General features: G+C 55.6%; 15 protein-coding genes and 1 pseudogene. 2 read left to right on the plus strand and 14 right to left on the minus strand.

Annotation, left to right across the window (positions count from 1 at the left end; translation table 11 throughout):
* The first annotated feature begins 770 nt into the window (after positions 1 to 770).
* On the plus strand, positions 771 to 1127 hold the full coding sequence (locus ACWGS9_RS28995; RefSeq protein ID WP_454508457.1) for a hypothetical protein: 357 nt from the start codon (positions 771 to 773) through the stop codon (positions 1125 to 1127).
* A gap of 274 nt (positions 1128 to 1401) precedes the next feature.
* Here the strand turns inward: ACWGS9_RS28995 and ACWGS9_RS29000 are convergent, their stop codons facing one another.
* From ACWGS9_RS29000 to nusG, 14 genes are all read right to left on the minus strand, one after another.
* Positions 1402 to 2484, minus strand: coding sequence for a glycosyltransferase family 4 protein (locus tag ACWGS9_RS29000; protein WP_454508472.1), 1083 nt, complete (start codon positions 2482 to 2484; stop codon positions 1402 to 1404).
* 121 nt (positions 2485 to 2605) lie between these two features.
* The gene (wecB, locus tag ACWGS9_RS29005; RefSeq protein ID WP_454508458.1) at positions 2606 to 3736 is read right to left on the minus strand and encodes a non-hydrolyzing UDP-N-acetylglucosamine 2-epimerase; all 1131 of its coding nucleotides are present in this window, start codon (positions 3734 to 3736) and stop codon (positions 2606 to 2608) included.
* A gap of 102 nt (positions 3737 to 3838) precedes the next feature.
* Positions 3839 to 4747 (minus strand): dTDP-4-dehydrorhamnose reductase family protein, encoded by a 909-nt coding sequence (locus tag ACWGS9_RS29010; protein WP_454508459.1) that lies wholly within the window; start codon positions 4745 to 4747, stop codon positions 3839 to 3841.
* Between the two features lie 78 nt (positions 4748 to 4825).
* Complete coding sequence (locus ACWGS9_RS29015) at positions 4826 to 5854, minus strand: polysaccharide biosynthesis protein (protein WP_454508460.1); 1029 nt, start codon at positions 5852 to 5854, stop codon at positions 4826 to 4828.
* Between the two features lie 18 nt (positions 5855 to 5872).
* Positions 5873 to 7039, minus strand: coding sequence for a glycosyltransferase (locus tag ACWGS9_RS29020; RefSeq protein WP_454508461.1), 1167 nt, complete (start codon positions 7037 to 7039; stop codon positions 5873 to 5875).
* Between the two features lie 70 nt (positions 7040 to 7109).
* Complete coding sequence (locus ACWGS9_RS29025) at positions 7110 to 8573, minus strand: capsular polysaccharide export protein, LipB/KpsS family (protein WP_454508462.1); 1464 nt, start codon at positions 8571 to 8573, stop codon at positions 7110 to 7112.
* Positions 8570 to 9631: a pseudaminic acid synthase gene (pseI, locus tag ACWGS9_RS29030; RefSeq protein ID WP_454508463.1), complete on the minus strand. Its 1062-nt coding sequence runs from the start codon at positions 9629 to 9631 to the stop codon at positions 8570 to 8572. The genes ACWGS9_RS29025 and pseI overlap by 4 nt, the downstream gene beginning before the upstream one ends.
* Positions 9628 to 10164, minus strand: coding sequence for a UDP-4-amino-4,6-dideoxy-N-acetyl-beta-L-altrosamine N-acetyltransferase (gene pseH / locus ACWGS9_RS29035; protein WP_454508464.1), 537 nt, complete (start codon positions 10162 to 10164; stop codon positions 9628 to 9630). The genes pseI and pseH overlap by 4 nt, the downstream gene beginning before the upstream one ends.
* The gene (gene pseG / locus ACWGS9_RS29040) at positions 10151 to 11239 is read right to left on the minus strand and encodes a UDP-2,4-diacetamido-2,4,6-trideoxy-beta-L-altropyranose hydrolase (protein ID WP_454508465.1); all 1089 of its coding nucleotides are present in this window, start codon (positions 11237 to 11239) and stop codon (positions 10151 to 10153) included. Before pseG ends, pseH begins: the two co-directional genes overlap by 14 nt.
* Positions 11240 to 11268: 29 nt before the next feature.
* Positions 11269 to 11970, minus strand: coding sequence for a pseudaminic acid cytidylyltransferase (gene pseF, locus ACWGS9_RS29045; protein WP_454508466.1), 702 nt, complete (start codon positions 11968 to 11970; stop codon positions 11269 to 11271).
* Positions 11967 to 13127 carry a UDP-4-amino-4,6-dideoxy-N-acetyl-beta-L-altrosamine transaminase gene (gene pseC / locus ACWGS9_RS29050; protein ID WP_454508467.1) on the minus strand — a complete coding sequence of 387 codons (1161 nt, stop codon included), beginning with the start codon at positions 13125 to 13127 and terminating at the stop codon, positions 11967 to 11969. Before pseC ends, pseF begins: the two co-directional genes overlap by 4 nt.
* Before the next feature lie 25 nt (positions 13128 to 13152).
* Complete coding sequence (locus tag ACWGS9_RS29055; protein WP_454508468.1) at positions 13153 to 14487, minus strand: lipopolysaccharide biosynthesis protein; 1335 nt, start codon at positions 14485 to 14487, stop codon at positions 13153 to 13155.
* Positions 14488 to 15771: a sugar transferase gene (locus ACWGS9_RS29060; protein ID WP_454508469.1), complete on the minus strand. Its 1284-nt coding sequence runs from the start codon at positions 15769 to 15771 to the stop codon at positions 14488 to 14490.
* A gap of 370 nt (positions 15772 to 16141) precedes the next feature.
* Positions 16142 to 16705, minus strand: a complete 564-nt coding sequence (gene nusG, locus ACWGS9_RS29065) for a transcription termination/antitermination protein NusG (protein WP_454508470.1) — start codon at positions 16703 to 16705, stop codon at positions 16142 to 16144.
* Positions 16706 to 17574: 869 nt separating this feature from the next.
* On the opposite strand from nusG, the pseudogene ACWGS9_RS29070 reads away from it, so the two are divergent.
* Positions 17575 to 17827, plus strand: a pseudogene (locus tag ACWGS9_RS29070) (glutamine--fructose-6-phosphate transaminase (isomerizing)); the annotation flags it as partial.

Below are 17827 nucleotides of genomic sequence, written 5' to 3' on the forward strand. Positions count from 1 at the left end.
CCCCGTTCTCGCTTATCGTGTCGAACCTTGTGCGAGCTCAGGTAGCCCGCACTGAATGGCGGGCTGCCTATCATCGGTATCAACAAGCTCGATAAGTCGCCCCAACCTGATCAGGCTGCCCACAAAGCAAGCCCCTTTGAGCGAGAATAGCGGCCAGGTCCCCACCGTCTGGCATGAAACACTGCACGACGATTGCATCCCCCATCCTGGCTCCGGTCTTCCCATCGCAGGGGGTGCCTGCGCCGACCGGTTTGCAATTCAAGACCATTCCCTGGAAATCTCGCCGGGCGGCTTCCGTTACCATGTCACGTAAAGCCAGTCGTTTCGTCAAAGACGCCCCGCACAGGACAATTTTGCGGCCCCCAACCCGCAGGTCGTCTATCGAAGGAATGTTCAGCCGTCCGCTGAATGGCGAAAGCGCGGCGCGTGGCGGTGGGCGTGGCTGGCCTCTCTGCGAGAGTATGACAGCCATGAAGGCGACGGCAAACACAAGCCCGATAACGGGAATAGCGACCAGTTTATTCATAGTGCTGAGCGGAGTCCTCGATTCAGATTCCTGACGGGCCACTGCTGCCAACTGCGGCGGATGGCGTTCAGGCCAAGACCCACCCCTATGGCGACACCTCATCGAGGTGATCACGCCGGCGGGGTGGCGTGCGCTGTCGATCCCTGAAAGCAGGAAAGCAGCGACGAAGTGGCTAGGCGCCGTACCGGCGTTCCAGCGCGGTGGCAATTCGCTCGCAAAGCAGCTCTGAGGTCACGACTGTCAGGTGGAGGCGGAGGCGAACTCCGGATGGATCAACCAGGGTAGTGACAATACCGCGATCAGAGTACTCGGCGAGGTCGAGAACATCGGCGATGACGAAGTCCGGCATTTCGCGAAGCCTTTTAGGGCGCTCATCGGCCGAATTCTCCCCCCAAATTGGACACTTTCCGGGCAGGCCCAGTCTAATCCGTTGGAGTTCGGCGTAACTCTCGGCAGCGTCCTGAGCGCTGAACAAACGCCGAGTTACTTTGCCGTTTTCAACGACTTGGACAAGCCATCGGCCGTCGACGTTTTTCAACCGTACGTCGTTTGGTTCTCCGACAACCATATCCGCGATCCGTTTCATCAATCAAAGAACTAACAGTGGAAGTGCCAAGCTACTGTTTCGCGCCGTAGGCCGATTCGACTTCGATCAGATTGATCCACACGCCGATCGGGATGTCGTCGACGAACACGGGGCTCTGGCCAGACACTGGCGAGACCCACGGCGACCGTGACCCGAGATCCCAGTCGCCGCGGCGGCTCCGGCCGCGTGGTGATCTTTCGAGGTCAGCTATCGCGGGAAACAGGCAGCACTCTGATCGGCATCAGAAGTCCAGCGCCCTTCCCCTAAGACGAAGACCGCAGCGTTATGATCATCGCCTGGAAAGGGCTTCAGCGATCTGGGACACCGCCTGCTCGACAGAAAACTGTCGATCGAACAATCGCCTGCAACGTCCTGGCAGATCGGCATCCGTCTCTATTTGTGCCAGCAACCTCTTCGCCTTCGCCGCCAGTTCATCCAACTGATCGCTCTGGCACTCTTCGCCGACCCGCTCGTTTCGGATCAACTGGGCCAAGTCGTTGCCGGGGTTCAAACGCGCGAGCACGGGGAGGCCATTTTGCATATAAGTCAGGAACTTTCCTGGTATGTTGTGCGATCTGTGGCGGAGGTCCAACGATACGATCCCAATTCGGCACTGTGCGTAAAGGTCTGGGATTTCGTCGGGGTGGATCTCATCGAAAAAGACCACGTTGGTGAGGCCGCAAGCCTGCGCTTTTTCTCTCAGTCTTTGGGCCTCGCTGCCTCGGCCAACCAGCACAAAGCCTACGTCGGCCCGGGATGCCATTCTCTGCGCCAAGTCCAATACAATGCCGACGCTTTGAGCGACGCCCATGTTGCCCGCGTACACGAACAGCTTTCGTCCGGCCAACGGCGTCTCGCTGACGCGGATCGAACAGCGCACGTTTGAAGGTTTGCCCAGCCAGTTCTGCAACACCTCAACCACACGCCCCGACTTCCGGCGCCACCGATCGAAGTAAACCAGGTTGCCCGGCGTCTGCACGCCGATCACATCAGCAACCGAGTACTGGTAGCGTGCGATGGAATCGAAGAAACGGTAGGGCAGACCGCGGCCCATCAGGCCCATATCAACCGCCCATTCGGGAAAAATATCGCGAATGATCAGATACCCTTTGCAGCCGCTTTCGCGCTTTAGCGCGCTCGCCATAGGCCCATGGAAGATAGAGGGAGCGTACCAAACAATCCCGTCCCATCGGCGCCCTGCCAGCGGGCTTTTGCGCAGATTGCGCAACATGGCAAAAGGCATGACGAACTCATTCCAAGTGCGCCTCACATAGCCAATTTCCTTGGTAGGCGGCGCTCGCAAGCGGAGAACAGTTATCCCGTCAAGCTCTTCAAGCGCCCAAGGACGGCCCAACTCGGCGGTTGGCAGCATGACCGTCAACCGATGCCCTTGTCGCGCGAATTCCCGCGAAAGGTCCCTCAATTGTACCGCTCCCGACGTCCGCAGCGGCGGAAAAGTATCTGCTATCAACGCGATCCGCATCTGGCGCCGCTCAGTACTTCTTCCATACAACACGGTTCACGTAGTCAGTATAGCTGTGGATTATGCGAACCACCTTTTCGCTGACATTGGGTGCGTCGTAGTCAGCAACCAAACGAAGCCCGCGCTCTGCCCCTCGGGGCTGGCTTTCCAGGATCGCAAGGCCCTGGCAGACCCGGTCCACGTCCAAGCCCACCATCATTACCGCCCCCTCCTCCATTCCTTCGGGACGCTCATGGGTTTCGCGCATGGTGAGCGCCGGAAAGTTCAGGATAGAGGACTCCTCCGTGATCGTACCGCTGTCGGACAGAACCGCTTTCGCATTCATCTGCAGGTGCACATAGTCCAAGAAGCCGAAAGGCTTCATGAACTGGATCCTGGGGTTCATTTCGATGTTAAGGGAGTCCAGCCGCGACCGGGTGCGGGGGTGCGTCGAAACAATTACCGGAAAGTCGTGATCCTGCGCAATGCGATTGGCGATCCCAGCAATCCGGGTCATTTTATCCGGATCGTCGACGTTTTCTTCGCGATGAGCACTCATAACGAAGTACTTCCCTCGCTCAAGAGAGAGTTGACTCAAAATACTCGATTTGTTGATCTCATCCATGTAGTAGGCGAGCACCTCACGCATTGGGCTGCCCGTTACGATGATCTGTTCGGGCGCAATCCCTTCTCGCAGCAGATAGCTTCGCGCAATCTGGCTGTAAGGCAGATGAATGTCGGCCACATGATCAACTATACGGCGGTTGATCTCCTCCGGAACCCGCGAATCGAAACAACGATTGCCGGCCTCCATGTGGAAAATAGGTATCTTCAACCGTTTGGCGGCTATTGCTGCGAGGCAGCTGTTGGTGTCCCCAAGTAACAAAACCGCCTCAGGGCGTCGTTCGCGAAGCACCTGATCCGTTGCCGCGATCACACGTCCAATCGTTTTGGCGGCCGTGCTTTCTGACGCTTCAAGAAACAGATCCGGCGGGCGAATCTTAAGCTGCTCGAAAAAGATTTGGTTCAATTCATAGTCATAGTTCTGGCCCGTATGCACGAGGCATTGGTCACACGATTGATCCAATCGGTCGATTACCCGCGATAATCGGATAATCTCCGGGCGCGTCCCGACGATCGTCATAACCTTCAGCCTATTCACCGTCCACTCCACATTCTTTGCCCCGCAAGGCGGAACCGCGCGCTGACCAGGCCGCAAGCCACTCAGTTAGCAATTCCAAACGAAAGCGCGCGCATCTGCTAACTACGAGCTATGCACTCCCTTCGGAGCACTAAGCTTGTTATATTCCAGATAGCTATCATACATTTTCAAGATAAGTATCGACCACGCATCCGGTATAAATCCCGTTGCTCTCTTGAATAAGTCCGAATTCAGGGATCGATCTACAGTCACCGTTGTGTCGGGGATGATATCAATCTTTTTCCCGTAGATCCTCGAGATCAAGGAGAGAAGATCGAATTTGGAAATGGGATCAGCTGAGACGTGAAACACACCCCTCAACTCGGCATTTGGCACGACAAGCTCTTTAATCACCCGCGCCAGCTCAACCGCTGGCAAACCTGAAAAGACGGCATTCTTATAGCCCTTCACCTGGTCATTCTGGCTCAAAAACCAGTCAACCAGACTTTTCGAACTCTCCAATTCGTGGCCGATGATTGAGGTCCGAAGCGTCACTGCATTCGGGTAATCCACCTCACCTAGAAACTTGGTCCTTCCGTACAGATCGTTCGCATCGGCAAAGTCGGATTCCCGGTAATTGCCCTTCATGCCTGAGAAGACACAATCCGTGCTTACATGAATCAAGCGGGCCTCGGCTATGCGGCAAAATTGCGCCAGGCGGTGAGGAAGAGAAGCATTGATTGAAAGTGCCGTGAGATGGTTTCGGGAAGCGTCAAGCTGCTTAATGACCCCCACGCAGTTCACCACGACATCCGGTTTGGTGTCGGCCAACACGGCCAACAGATCTCCATCGTTCCGTACGTCGAGATTGGAGATTACGACTCCTTGCTCATCGGGCAGAAAATGTCGTTCCTTGGCCGCTGATCGGAGGGTGCCAATCGTTACAAATCGATTGTCGGCGGCGAAAACGCGGAAGACCGCGTTTCCCAACATGCCGCCTGCGCCCAGGACGAGGATTTTGTTCGTCTTCACGTTGCGTATCGTCTTTCTGGTGAGCGCTGCGCCATAGCGCTAAATGGACCGCGGACTCTTGGACGTTCGCCTTCTGGCTCACTCTTCTGGCTCAACATGCTCTCCGCGGACAATAGCTTGCACAAACCGAAGCCTCATCAACAGCGACTGCATCTCTTTGATGCCCAACCTTGTGGTGTTGTGTGAATTGTAGTCAGTCGATTCCGAAATCTCGATCTCGCCCTGCTCGAAGAATTTCCCATAGTTCAGATCGCGGAGATCTGGCGGAACACGATAATAGTTGCCCAGGTCCTGGGCCGCCACTTTTTCCTCTCGGCTGAGCAGGACTTCGAACAGTTTCTCACCGTGTCTCGTACCGATTATTCTAATTGGATGGTCAGGAGCGCCCAGGAGCTCCGTAAGCGCTCTAGCCAGGGTCTCAATCGTGGCCGCCGGCGCCTTTTGCACGAAGATCTCACCGGGATTGCCATGCTGGAAAGCGTAGAGCACCAGGTCGACCGCGTCGTCCAGTGTCATCATGAAACGGGTCATGGCCGCATCGGTAATGGTGATAGGCTGGCCCGCGCGAATTTGGTTGGTGAACAACGGGATCACCGAGCCGCGCGAGGCCATCACATTGCCGTATCGGGTAGCGCATATGGCAGTATTGTTGCTCAATCGCGACTTGGCGACGATGACCTTCTCCATCATCGCCTTGCTGATGCCCATGGCGTTGATCGGATATACGGCCTTGTCTGTGCTCAGGCAGATCACACGCTCCACACCGGAGTTTATGGCCGCTTCCAAGGTGTTCTCAGTTCCCAGGACATTGGTTTTGACGGCTTCAAGCGGGTAGAATTCGCAGGAGGGCACCTGCTTGAGTGCGGCAGCGTGATAAATGAAATTGGAGCCCCGCACGGCGTTAAGGACCGACTGATAGTCGCGAACATCACCAATATAGAACTTAAGTTTTTGATTGTTGTATTTTTTCCGCATGTCGTCCTGCTTCTTCTCATCCCGGCTAAAGATGCGGATTTCAGCCAGGTCAGAATCGAGAAACCGCCGCAAAACAGCATTTCCGAATGAGCCTGTACCGCCGGTTATGAGGAGGGTCTTTCCGGTGAACATCGAAAGTCCTTTTCTATTTCAATTGGCTGCAACGGAACGGAACATTTTCAGGGTGTCCGATCGCGCCCCGTCGGATGCGGCGTAGCGGTTGGCGAATTCAACCGCGGCAATTTCGAGTGATCGCTGTTCTTCGGCATCCCTGTCCGCGGCGAGCGCCAATTGGTGTCGCCACATGTCGACGGACACGAGAGGGATCACTGTGATTGCGCCCGTTGAAACGGCGCGCCAGGGTGTCCGATCGCTAACCAGCACGGGTGTGCCGGCGCGCAGAGCTTCAAAGATAACATGCCCGAAATTTTCCCCCAGAGTGGGGAATGCGAACAGATCATGTGCAGCAAACGTGGCTGAAACCTCATGAGGCTCGAGCGCACCACGGTATTCGACGGTGATGTGGGTTGGGAGGCGTTTGATGATGGTCTGGCAATTCCGCCAGTATGCAGCGTCCTCTACAGGGCCAAAAATGCTCAGCTTGATCTTGCGATCCACTCGGGAGAGAATCTCGAGGAGGCCTGTGAGATTCTTCATAGGTGAGATGCGCGATATGAAGGCAATGCCTAATTCGCCCGCCCTTTTTCGCTGACGTTTCAGGCGCATAGAGCTTTCACCTGCCGCGGACACCGGATCAGCGGCGAGATGGATTTTGCCTCTTGCATGGGGAAACTGCCGCTGAATATCTTCAGCTTCCAGCAGGGTCGAGGCGTGCCAGTGCACATCGCGATAAAGCCCAACTAGCTTCGCGCAGCTAAGATAAATTCTTTTTTTAAAACTCTTTATCGAGAGCGCGCCTGCAGAGAATTCGCCACGTGGCGCGATGCAGACACTCGCGCCATTTCTCCAGACCAATCGCTGCTTGAGATAAATCGAAATTGATGATCGATAGCCAAAAAAGCTATTCAGGTACAAAACGTCGAAGCTGTGAAGCTTCGCAGCTTTGGCCACGTGTCCGGCATTGAATTTGCTCGGATCGGCATAATATATCAAACCGCTCTGCGAGCGCACCCACCTGTTGACACGGACTCCCGGATACGGCTCATCGGAGCCCAAATCGCGATCTCTTGTGAAAATCGAAAACTCAATGTTGCTGCGCAGAGCTTCACACATGTTGGCAAGCGTACGAATTGGTCCGCCCGCCTTGAAGCCCGGCAAATAAAAATCGGCAACACAAAGGACTCTGATCTTGCTCATGTTCGCAAAAGAGCCGTTGTCGGCAAACCGCCGCCTTCAGATGTAAGCTGTAGACTTTGAAAGTTGCGCTTTAAGCTGCGCTCTTTATCGCTGGCAAACCGCGCAATAGCCCGGCCTTTAGCAATTCTCGGTAGATATGCTCAGCAGCTTGAGCGGCTGGCACACGGTCCAGCATAAGATTAAGTGTTCCCGGCAACGTCGACAGCCAGTAGGCACAGACGAAATCATGATTGTACTGATCGTCCCAACCTAACGGTGAGGCTAGGCCGTCCGAGATTATACGACGGAGGTTCGCAGGGTTTACTATCGGGACGACGCCCTTGTGGAATTCATAAAACACACGGCCATACAGAAAAACTCGCTTTTTGAGCAGAAGCGCCTCGTAGCCAACAGTGCTGGTGAGGGTGATAACGCCTGCAGACGATTTGATCAGCTCCTTTGTCGGCTCTTGCGGCCCTAGCAACCTTACATTCGGTAGAGACCGAATACGCCTGTAGAAGTCGAGCGTGGGATATGCCCATGCACTAATATGATCCTTGACATACAAGCGGGTGCCCTCAGGCAGACTGAAGGCAATGTTACGGATCACCTCATATTCGTCGAGGTAGGCTCCCGCGAGGATCGACGTAGAGGCTTCGGGATGGAAGTGCATCGGGTATAGAAGAAATCGTTCTCCCGCTACGGCCTTTTGATACATGCCGCGAACGGTGCTCGCTTTGAGACGTCGGCGGACATTGCGCAGAAAGAGGCTCGCATGTGTGCGCAGGGGATTACCGATCTGGAACGAATCGGTCCGACTGTCAGACACGTGGCGCAGCAGCGCCTTGATCCTGGCAAGACGGTCGCGCCTAAAGTACCGCTTGATCAAGGCGATACGTTCCAGGCCATTGATTTTCATGTAATCGGGAACGATCGTCTCGATGTTGGCGATGTAGTGTTTCACCCAGCGGTGAACATCCGGTTCCACCGTCTTGTAGCCACCTCGGATCGCAGCAAAATTTCTCTCAACAGAGTCATCAGCCAAGGGATCCCCAGAAACTGAAAACCGGCCTGGCAGCCGAGATGCCCCTAGACCAATATAAAGGGCTCGCCGTTCCCGGGCCACGAACAGCGCGAAATGTGCAAATGTATTGGAGACATTCTCGTATAGAACGAGTTCCGTCCCTTGCTTTTCGAATATCGTCTCGAAAAACGTTAGCAACGCGCTTTTTAGCCGATCGAAAAAGTCGAGGTCGGCCCCTTTGCCCCAGATCCCATAGGCCTGCGCACGCTCGAAGTCAGATAGTAGGGCAGAATTCAAATCATATCTGGCATAGCGGGCTAGGATGTCGAAATCGACATTGTGGTTCGCAAAAAAGGATGAGAAATCATAAATCGCGGCGAAACCGCGGGAATCCAAGCCGTTCTCCTCGCGAGAAAACGCGCTGTCTACCGCGACCGCCACGGTGGCTCCGTCGTTGCTGAAGCGTGCCGCGAGCGCGTTGAAAAAATGAAAGTAGTTCGGCGCGCTGTTCGAGAGAAGCAGAATGTTCATTTTGCCTGCCAGCTACCAATCAGCTCAGCGCGCACTGCTGCCGGGGAATGAATGTCCTGAATCACCTGACGGCCCAGTACAGCTTCGAGATTTTTAGGCGCAAGGCCAAAGCCTGGTCGCACACTGCGTATGCTGTCTCGAGTGATGACATCACCTGCCTTCAGGTCCCGTACAAAATAGAGCGACCGGCGGAACTTCACGTTCCCCTGCTCGCTCGATTTGCGTCCATAATCGACCTTGCCGAGCGCCTTCCAAGCCGTTTTCGTGCCGGCACACAATGCCGCCAGTTCGGCAGGCTCCAGTGAGAAGCTATCGTCTGGACCGCCGCCGCCGCGGTTAAGGGTGAAGTGCTTTTCGATGATCGAAGCCCCCAAAGCCACACTGGCAATGGCGGTGGTATTGTCCAGCGTATGATCAGAAAGGCCGGTGACCAGTCCGTACCGCTTAATCATGTCGGGTATGGTCTGCAGATTATAGTCATCGGCCGGTGCAGGATAGCCGCTGACGCAGTGCAGAATTGCTAATTCGCTGCAGCCGCCCTCACGCGCTGCCTCTATCGCTTCGTGGATTTCCTCTGCATTCGCCATCCCGGTCGAGATGATCATCGGTTTGCCGGTGCTGGCTGCGTATTTAATTAACGCCCAATCAACAGCTTCGAAGGAGGCGATCTTATAAGCCGGCGCATTCAAGTCTTCCAGGAGATCAATCGCCGTGTTGTCGAAAGGCGAGCTGAAGATCGTAACGCCGAGCTCGCGGCCACGGTCGAAGAGGAGCTTGTGCCAGTCCCACGGCATATGCGCTTCTTCATAGAGATCATAGAGTGTGCGCCCGTCCCACAAGCCGCCGTCGATGCGGAACTCCTCCCCCTTGCAATCAAGCGTGATCGTATCGGGCTTATAGGTCTGCAGCTTGACGGCATCTGCCCCGGCCTTCTTGGCCTCCTCCACAAGGTGCAGCGCCGTTTCAATGCTGCCGTTGTGGTTGGCAGACAGTTCAGCAATCACATAAGGGGGCTGATCCGGCCCGATCCGACGTCCTGCGATCTGGATAGAGCTCAACTGGGTTCTCCAACAGGTTTCATTCGATTATTGCACTCGCTTTTCAGCAACCCAAAGCAGACGAGGGAGCGATAAACCCCATCGATACGTTGTTGCTCCCGCAATATCCCCTCCTGACTAAAGCCCAAACGTTCGTGCAGCGCGATGGAGGCCGTGTTGAAATCAACGGCCTGCCCGCAAACCTTGTGCAGCTTCAATTCGTCAAAGGCATAATTCAACGCCGCGAAGCCGAGCATTTTCCCGGTTCCTTTCGTTGCCTGAGGGTCAGCATAAAATCCCCAGTTCGATGCCCCGGCGTCAGCGACATTGTCGAACTGAACGAAGCCTATCGGGACTTCTCCATCCAGAACCACAAGCAATCGGCGTGTTTCCTCTCTGCTCGATCGGGCGAACCAATTGCGGTGCTCGTCCAGGCCGATTTCGTGTTGGGTGAACATGAAACGACGCACGTCCCAATGATTTCGCCACGCCAGCACCATTGGCAGATCCTCGGCGATCATTGCCCGAACGCTGAACGGCTCAGACATATTCATTGACCATCCGATTGGCGATCCGGGTAACGCCTTCTCCGTCAGTGACCCTTGCGGCGGCGTTGCTTAAGTCAAAGAGAAACTGACCGACCGTCCCTGACACCAGGAGTTCCTCCAATTGCGTTACAAGTTGCGAGGGATTCCGGAGGGCCGCGACGGCGCCTGAGGCCTGCAGCGCCGCGGCCACGGCATGTTGGTTGTCCGCCAGCGCAAACACAAAGCTGGGCAGGCCCATGCAGCAGCGTTCCCAGGAAGTACTTCCGGCGGCGCCGATAGCAAGGTCGCTTTCGGCCATCAAGCGGGCCATGTCGCTCACGCCAACCAGAACCTGCGTCGGGCGGCGCATTGAACTAGCGCGGATACGCACCTGGTCCTTCCACGGCGCATTCGGCCCCATGACAACTGTGATCCGCAAAGTCGGGGGCAAGGTGCCCTCATCGAGCGCGTTCAACACAAGGCCCGTGAGATTTTCCTTGTCCACGCCGCCCATGGTTATGAGTAGGTGCTCGAGCTTAGGTTGAACCCGGCGAGCAAGGCTCTCTGCGCGCAGCTCGGCAAACTCAGGCCGCAGTAGCGCGTATTTCGGCCCGAGCAATGGGATGGCGCCAGCTCCCAGGAGGCCGTCGTAGTCCCCCTTCGTGCGGCCAAGGCTTTGGTCGAGCAGCAGATCGCAATCGTGGGGGCGGTCAGCCAAGTCATCGATCACCATCAGGCATTGACAGGCAGAACGAAGCGCTTCCTCCCAGCGGCGGTCGAGCCCGTAGTGATCGACGACCAGACAGTCCACGGCCCCAATGGCTTGGTGCGTCTCTTGGGCATCTGTTGCCCAGTCCGTCCCCAGCCAGTAGGCATGGGGTGGCCCCCCATGCGTCAGCGTTACGTCCGCAGGAGGCCTCGGCAGCGCAACGGTCCTGTGGCCACGCTCTGCTATCAAATCCATAAGATGGCCAGTGTGTAGGCGGCAGATAAATAGGCATTCTGCCCCGCGCTCCCGCAGCGCGTCAGCCAGCGTGAGACAACGCATGACATGGCCGGTGCCAATGTCGATCGAGGCATCAGTTCGAAAAGCGATCTGCACGGGTTTTAATTACCGCAGAGCATCTGGGGTCATTCCGATCCTGGTTCCGGGCTCAGGATCCGAAACATGCATTCCGCCCGCTCCCAGTCCTCGGGTGTGTCGATGTCTTGCACACGATGACGTGGCAACAACACCGGGACGCTACCTTGCCCGAACACAGGCTTGTTGTTGAGCCAAGCCTCGGAGCGGCCCCAATAGAATTGACCCGCATCGTGCCAGGCCTCCTCAAGGTCTTGTGAGCGGCTTCCAAGGTGCTCCGGCTCGAACATCGCCACGCGCTGGCCTGCCGTGATCCGCAACGCCCTTTGAATCGGAAAGGCGTAACTCGTCACCGAGAAGGCGAAGTCGGCTTCCGTCGACCGAAGCATGTCCAAACCTTGTCGCAGATCGCTCGCCCGTACAAATGGCGCGGTGGCGTAGAGGCAACAGACCTCTCTGGCAGCAGCCCCCTCCGTCGCGAACCATCGGATGGCATGCGCCACGACGGGAACGGTTCCAGTGTGATCGTCAGAAAGTTCGCCCGGGCGCAGGAAAGGCGCTTCGGCGCCGTATTCTTTAGCCACTTTAGCGATCTCAGCATCGTCCGTGCTGACGATGATACGGTCGAAACAGGCGCTGCGTAAGGCCGCGCGAATCGACCACGCGATTATCGGCAGCCCCCCAAAGGTGCGGATGTTCTTCCGCGGGATACGCTTCGACCCCCCCCGCGCCGGAATCACGGCGAGCCTCATAGCCCCATGGCCTCGCGTAGCACCTTAACCACGACCCCCTGGTCCGCGCCGGTCAACGCTGGGTGCATGGGGATACTGATAACCTCGCGGTAATAGCGCTCAGCCTCTGGGTAGTCGCCGTTCCGGAAGCCCATCACCTGGTAATAGGGTTGGGTATGCACCGGGATGTAATGCAGATTGACCATGATATCCTTGGCGCGCAGTGCCTCGAAAACCTCTAGATGCGACGCACCTATGTTCTCCAGCTGCAGGCGGATCACGTACAAATGATACGCGGAATAGCTGTCAGGGTGCTGCCATGGCAGCGTGAGCGGCAGATCGGCCAGGAGCGTGTTGTAACGGTCGGCGATCTCATGTCGCCGCTTCACATAGTGGGTCAGGCGAGCAACTTGGCTCACGCCAAGCGCAGCCTGCATGTCCGTCATACGGTAGTTGTAGCCAAGAGCCACCTGTTGATAATACCAGGGGCCGTCCATTGGCTGCGTCATGAGCGAAGGCTCTCGTGTGATGCCGTGGCTTCGCAACAGCCCCAAACGCGTTGCCAGCTCATCGTCGTTAGTTAACGCCATGCCTCCTTCAGCGGTTGTGATGATCTTTACGGGATGAAAACTGAACACCGTAATGTCGCTGTATCGCCCATTTCCGACCGGCTCCCCCTTGTAGCGAGCGCCGATAGCGTGCGAGGCATCTTCGATGATCTTGAAGCCGTATTTTTTACTCAGGTCGTGAATGGCTTCCATATCGCATGGCTGCCCAGTGTGGTGCACTGGCACCACGATCTTGGGCAGCCGCCCGGCCTTTTCGGCTTCGATAAGCTTTTCCTGCAGAGCCCTTGGACAAAGATTATAAGTACGCGGGTCAACATCCACGAAGCTCACTTGGGCTCCGCAATAGAGCGCACAATTAGCCGAGGCCACAAACGTGTTCGGCGTGGTCCAAAGGAAGTCGCCGGGCCCCAAGCCCAGCGCCAAACACGCAATGTGAAGTGCCGAGGTGGCGCTGTTGACGGCCACCGCATGACTGGCACCCGTATGCGCCAACACACTCTGCTCAAACTTCGGGATGTTGGGACCTTGAGTGAGATTGACGGACTTCAGAACACCCACAACTGCATCGATATCAGCCTGCGTTATATCTTGTTGACCATAGCGAATCATAGGTGAGGACCGTATTTGAGCATAGCTAAACCGTTGATTTTAGCGTGATCTGTTTCTTGTCGAGCTGCCTGTAGGCGATCGCTTTCCAGGTGAGGATCAGTGTGAACGAGATCGTCATTCCAATGGGAACGGCCAGTTCGGCGTGGGTTTTGCCGAGCCACCAAGTGGATCCGATAAATACCGGCAACGCGGCGATGTGACTGTAGATGATGGGCCTGTCGCACCCGCGGGCATAGAGAGCATAGTGAGGCACCATACCCACAGCGTTGACGATCGCTGCAACTGCAACCCATGGATACAAATCAAGCGCGTCCAGATAGACTGTCTTGCCCACCCAACCGAGCAGGTAAGGCAACGCCACCCAACTGACACAGCCAAAGGCAATAGAAACAGCTAACGTCTGGAAAAACATCTGCCTAACCGTCGTGCGGACAAGCTCGTACTCGCGCTTGTGGCTATGGCTGATCAATGCTGGGTAGCTGAACGAAAACACCCCCGCGTCTAGAAAGACCATCAGCGTTCCTGCGACGCCAAGGAACAACACATAAGCACCCACCGCTTCTATTCCGCCAAGATCCTCCATCCAATATCGATCGGCGGTCTGGATGCCACGCAAGGCGAGAGTTGAAACCAGGAACGCCGCGCTGACCGAGATCCCTTTTCGAACCCAGCGCCAATCAACTGGCTTTGACCAGCCGCCTATCGGAAGTTGCTTGACTCTCCAAACACCCAATGCTGCCGTAGCCAAGCCCGCGCACGCCCAAAGGGCCATGATCACGTCCAGATTCCGGCTTCCTGGAAATCCGATCATCAGGACCACGGCCGCGATTGCCCAACTGCCCTGCCGCACGAATAGGGTTACGCTCGCGGCGACCTGGTCCGACAACACGATGAGAAGACGCGAGACCTCTTGGTTGAAATGCTCCAGTGCAAGAATTGGAACGAACCACCATAGCAGTGAGGCTGACCAGCCCTCGCTCTTCAAGATCAAGACAACCGGAGGCAGGACAAACACGTAAAGAAGGCCGCACAACGCCAATTGGCCTTTCAGCATAGCCCCTCGCTGATCGTCAGAGACTTGCAGGATCTCGCGCGAAGCGAAGATGTAGAAGTCAAGGCCAACCAAATAGAGACCGTAGATGACCGTGGCGGTGAAAAGGCCGTAATATCCGACCGATTTCGGATCGAGATACCTGGCCAGGAAAAATACGAACAGAAATCGTGTTAATAGAGTGCCGAACCGCAGACCAATATTCAGCAGGCGGACCGCCCCGGCAACAAAACGCTCATTTCCCTGCGGAATGGATGCAGACGCCATCCTCAATGCCCAGCCTCGGCGTGAGCTTGTAATCTCGCTCATTTAACGAGCGCCGAAGCCAGTGAGGACAGTTCTAACTGTACGGAACACAATTAGCAGGTCCAACCACGGCGAAAAGTTCTTGATATAGTAAAAATCGTAGTGAAGTTTCTCTAATACCTCCCCAACTGCCGCAACATGCCCTTGGTTAACCTGCGCCCACCCCGTGATGCCCGGCCGTACAATGTGCCGATACCTATAGAACGGCAATTCGGCCTCGTACCAGCGGGAGAGAACGAGGGCCTCTGGCCGAGGTCCTATCCAGCTCATTTCTCCGCGCAGGATATTGATCATCTGAGGCAGTTCGTCGATCCTAGACTTCCTCAAAAACCTACCCAATCCTGTGATGCGCGCGTCACCAGCCTTTGTAATTGCCTGTTCCTTTTCGTCAGCAACGTGAGAACTAGTTCTCATCGTTCTAAATTTGTAGACCTGATACACCTTTCCTCGATAACCCATCCGTTGCTGCCTAAACAGCGCAGGCCCTGGTGAGTCCAATCTAATTAGCGCGGCGACAAAGAGCAGCGCTGGCGCAAGGAGAACCAATATTGCTAGCGCCGCAATCCAATCGAGTGCTTGCTTGACTTTCAAATAGGCTTGATTTGGATTGATCGAGCCGAGGGTGTTCTCGGAAAGATGCTCGATCTCGACGCGGCCTGTGAGCGACTCGCTGATCTGTTTTGTGTGATAGACCGGCGTACCAGAAAGCGCACGATCGGCGATATATCGTTCCCATTCGTTTGAAAGATCGGCCCGAAGGTCTGCTACCACACCACTCGCATGTTCTATGATTTCGTTAGACGAACGAATCCAATGCCAACACACGCCCGGTATGTTTTCGAGGCGATCGACATTGCCGCCAGGGATAACAGCCAACTGGTATGGATCCAGTCGCCGGGTCGCAACGCTTAACGCAAAGTACCAAGACGTCGACTGCACAAAGCTGGCGGCCACCTGAAACCGGCTATAGTCGATGCGCAGAAAGACAATGGTCAGGAACACGAGGCCGTAAGCTAACGCGAAGGTAGGCAAAATGTATCCTGCTGCAGCTACTCCCGGGAAGGTCCCAATCCTGCGGTAGAGCAAATATCCCGTTACGTGCGCAATGATCACCGCGACAATCGTGATTTGCATGTTGGAGGAGTAGATCACTCCGGGATCAACTGAGCTGCGGATAAGTGCCGGAATCAGAACTGCAAATGCCAGACCGCCTGCAAGCTGAAATCGCATTTGCAAAAGGAGATGTCTCTGATTTGGCAAGTTGATGACGCGAACATTCATGTTCATGGTTGCTATCCGGCTATTTTGGCGTGTCTGCTGTCACGCGGCGATAACGACACCGTTGAGGTCGCCAGGTTGTTGGGGACAGAGCCGCTGACGAGCACTCGCCGATCTTTAGGTCGGCAAGTCTTTGGACAATCGTGTCGTCTGGACAGAATAAAACAGATTGTGGCGGTCGTCGGCGCCAACGGTGCCGCCTTTGGCCGACAGTGCTATGAGCGACACAAATGTTTTACTTAGGCGCGGAAATCGCCCCAGTGGTGCGCAAAGTCCAACGGCAAATGCACCAGGTCACGGCTACCGCACTCCCGGGTGAAACCGGAATTTTTCATAACGTAAGAAAGTAGGCGCGCAATCACGCAATAACGCGCCTAGATCACGCTATTGCGACAAGACTGCTAGATTCGAGTTGTACAGGAATTTCGCCGTTCATGATCGCAACTAACACTCTGGCCCGTCCTGTAGAATCAAGTCGGTCAAGGCGCCCTATCAGCTCGGCGAAAGGGCCTGATAGAATTCGAACCGAGGATCCCAGCTTGAGACTACCACTGAAATCAAGCAGACCGTCCTTACCAGTCAATGCGATGAACCGCTCGACCAAACCGGAAGGAACTGGCGAGGGTCTATCCCCCCGCATGATCAATGAGCGAACACCGATAGTTCCGTTCACTGCGCGCCAGCGTTGCTGTGTAACGTCCAAAGCAACAAACATATACCCTGGGAAATACGCTGCTGTCCGTGTGTAAGTCCGCCGGGCATGATGAACGGTTTTTACCGCGCGCGGCACGAACGACGTAAATCCCTGCCTTTGAAGATGTTGTTCTGCTATAGTTTCTCTGCCAGCAAACACGCCGGCTGCATACCAACGCACACCGACGGGTGCGGCTTTGGAGTCCTGCGACGCTCCGTCTCTTGTGACGTGGAATCCCGTATTAGTCATAGCAGCACTTTCGGGTTACCTTGCGCACCGAGCAAGCGATTCATATTGCGTTCAGATCACTTTGATGGAAATATTTTTCCACAGTGTTTCGCTTGCCGTAAGGTGTACGATACTTATTGGCGCCACTGTGTGAATCACGTCTCACTAATATAACTCATCACTGTCCGGGTGGACTTCCACACAGCACATACGTTACTCACGGCAGAGGCCGTGCGTTTGCAGTTTGCTTTTTGATTTCATGAGTATGTAAGGTTGTGGGGCCTGCCGGCGCATTGTGTTCAGGTTGCGGACCCATATGATGCTTGTCTGAGAAAAGCAAGCGGGGAGTTGGACTGTCGCGATCGGTACAATCGATTAAATATCATGCTTATTAGGCCAGACGGGAGGCGGATTGGGGCTGAATTTCATTCGGTTCGGACGCTGTTGGCTTTTTCACAAACCCTTGGCTCTGCATGTTTTATCGCCGCAGTTGTTTGAGCTTTTTTTCCGTCCGTGGCCAAATGACGCGGTCTGGTTTTGGTGTTCTTCGGTTGGACCAGACCGACGGAGCGACGCGCCAAGGCTATACAGCATTGCTACGTGGCTGGAGGGCAACACTTGTGGGCCCGTCTTTGCGCAATTGGTAACGAGTGCGTCCTCGTCACGCGGCTGTCAAGATGGCGACTTAGTGAGTTAGCTCTCTGCGGGTGTGGCATCTGGTTTCAGCTACGATCTATCGGTATTACTGTTGCGGTTTACGGTTGTGTCGAACATCGCATCTATTAGCGGCGGCAATATGCCAATTGTGCTGTGATGCGACATGTGTCTTGCTTTCGATGTTGTTGTGACGTAATTCGGCATGCTGTATTGAAGCGGGGATAACTGTCGACATGTGTGGTATCGTTGGAATTGTTGGGCAATCGCAGGTCGCGCCACTCATTGTCGATGCCCTGAAGCGGCTTGAATATCGCGGCTATGACTCGGCCGGTGTCGCCACCATCGAGAAGGGCGAGCTCGGCCGCCGCCGCGCCGAAGGCAAGCTCGTCAACCTCGAACGCCGGCTGAAGGACGAGCCGCTCGACGGCACGATCGGCATCGGCCACACGCGCTGGGCGACGCATGGCGTGCCCAACGAGACCAACG

It is taken from the genome of Mesorhizobium sp. Arg314, from assembly GCF_053714275.1.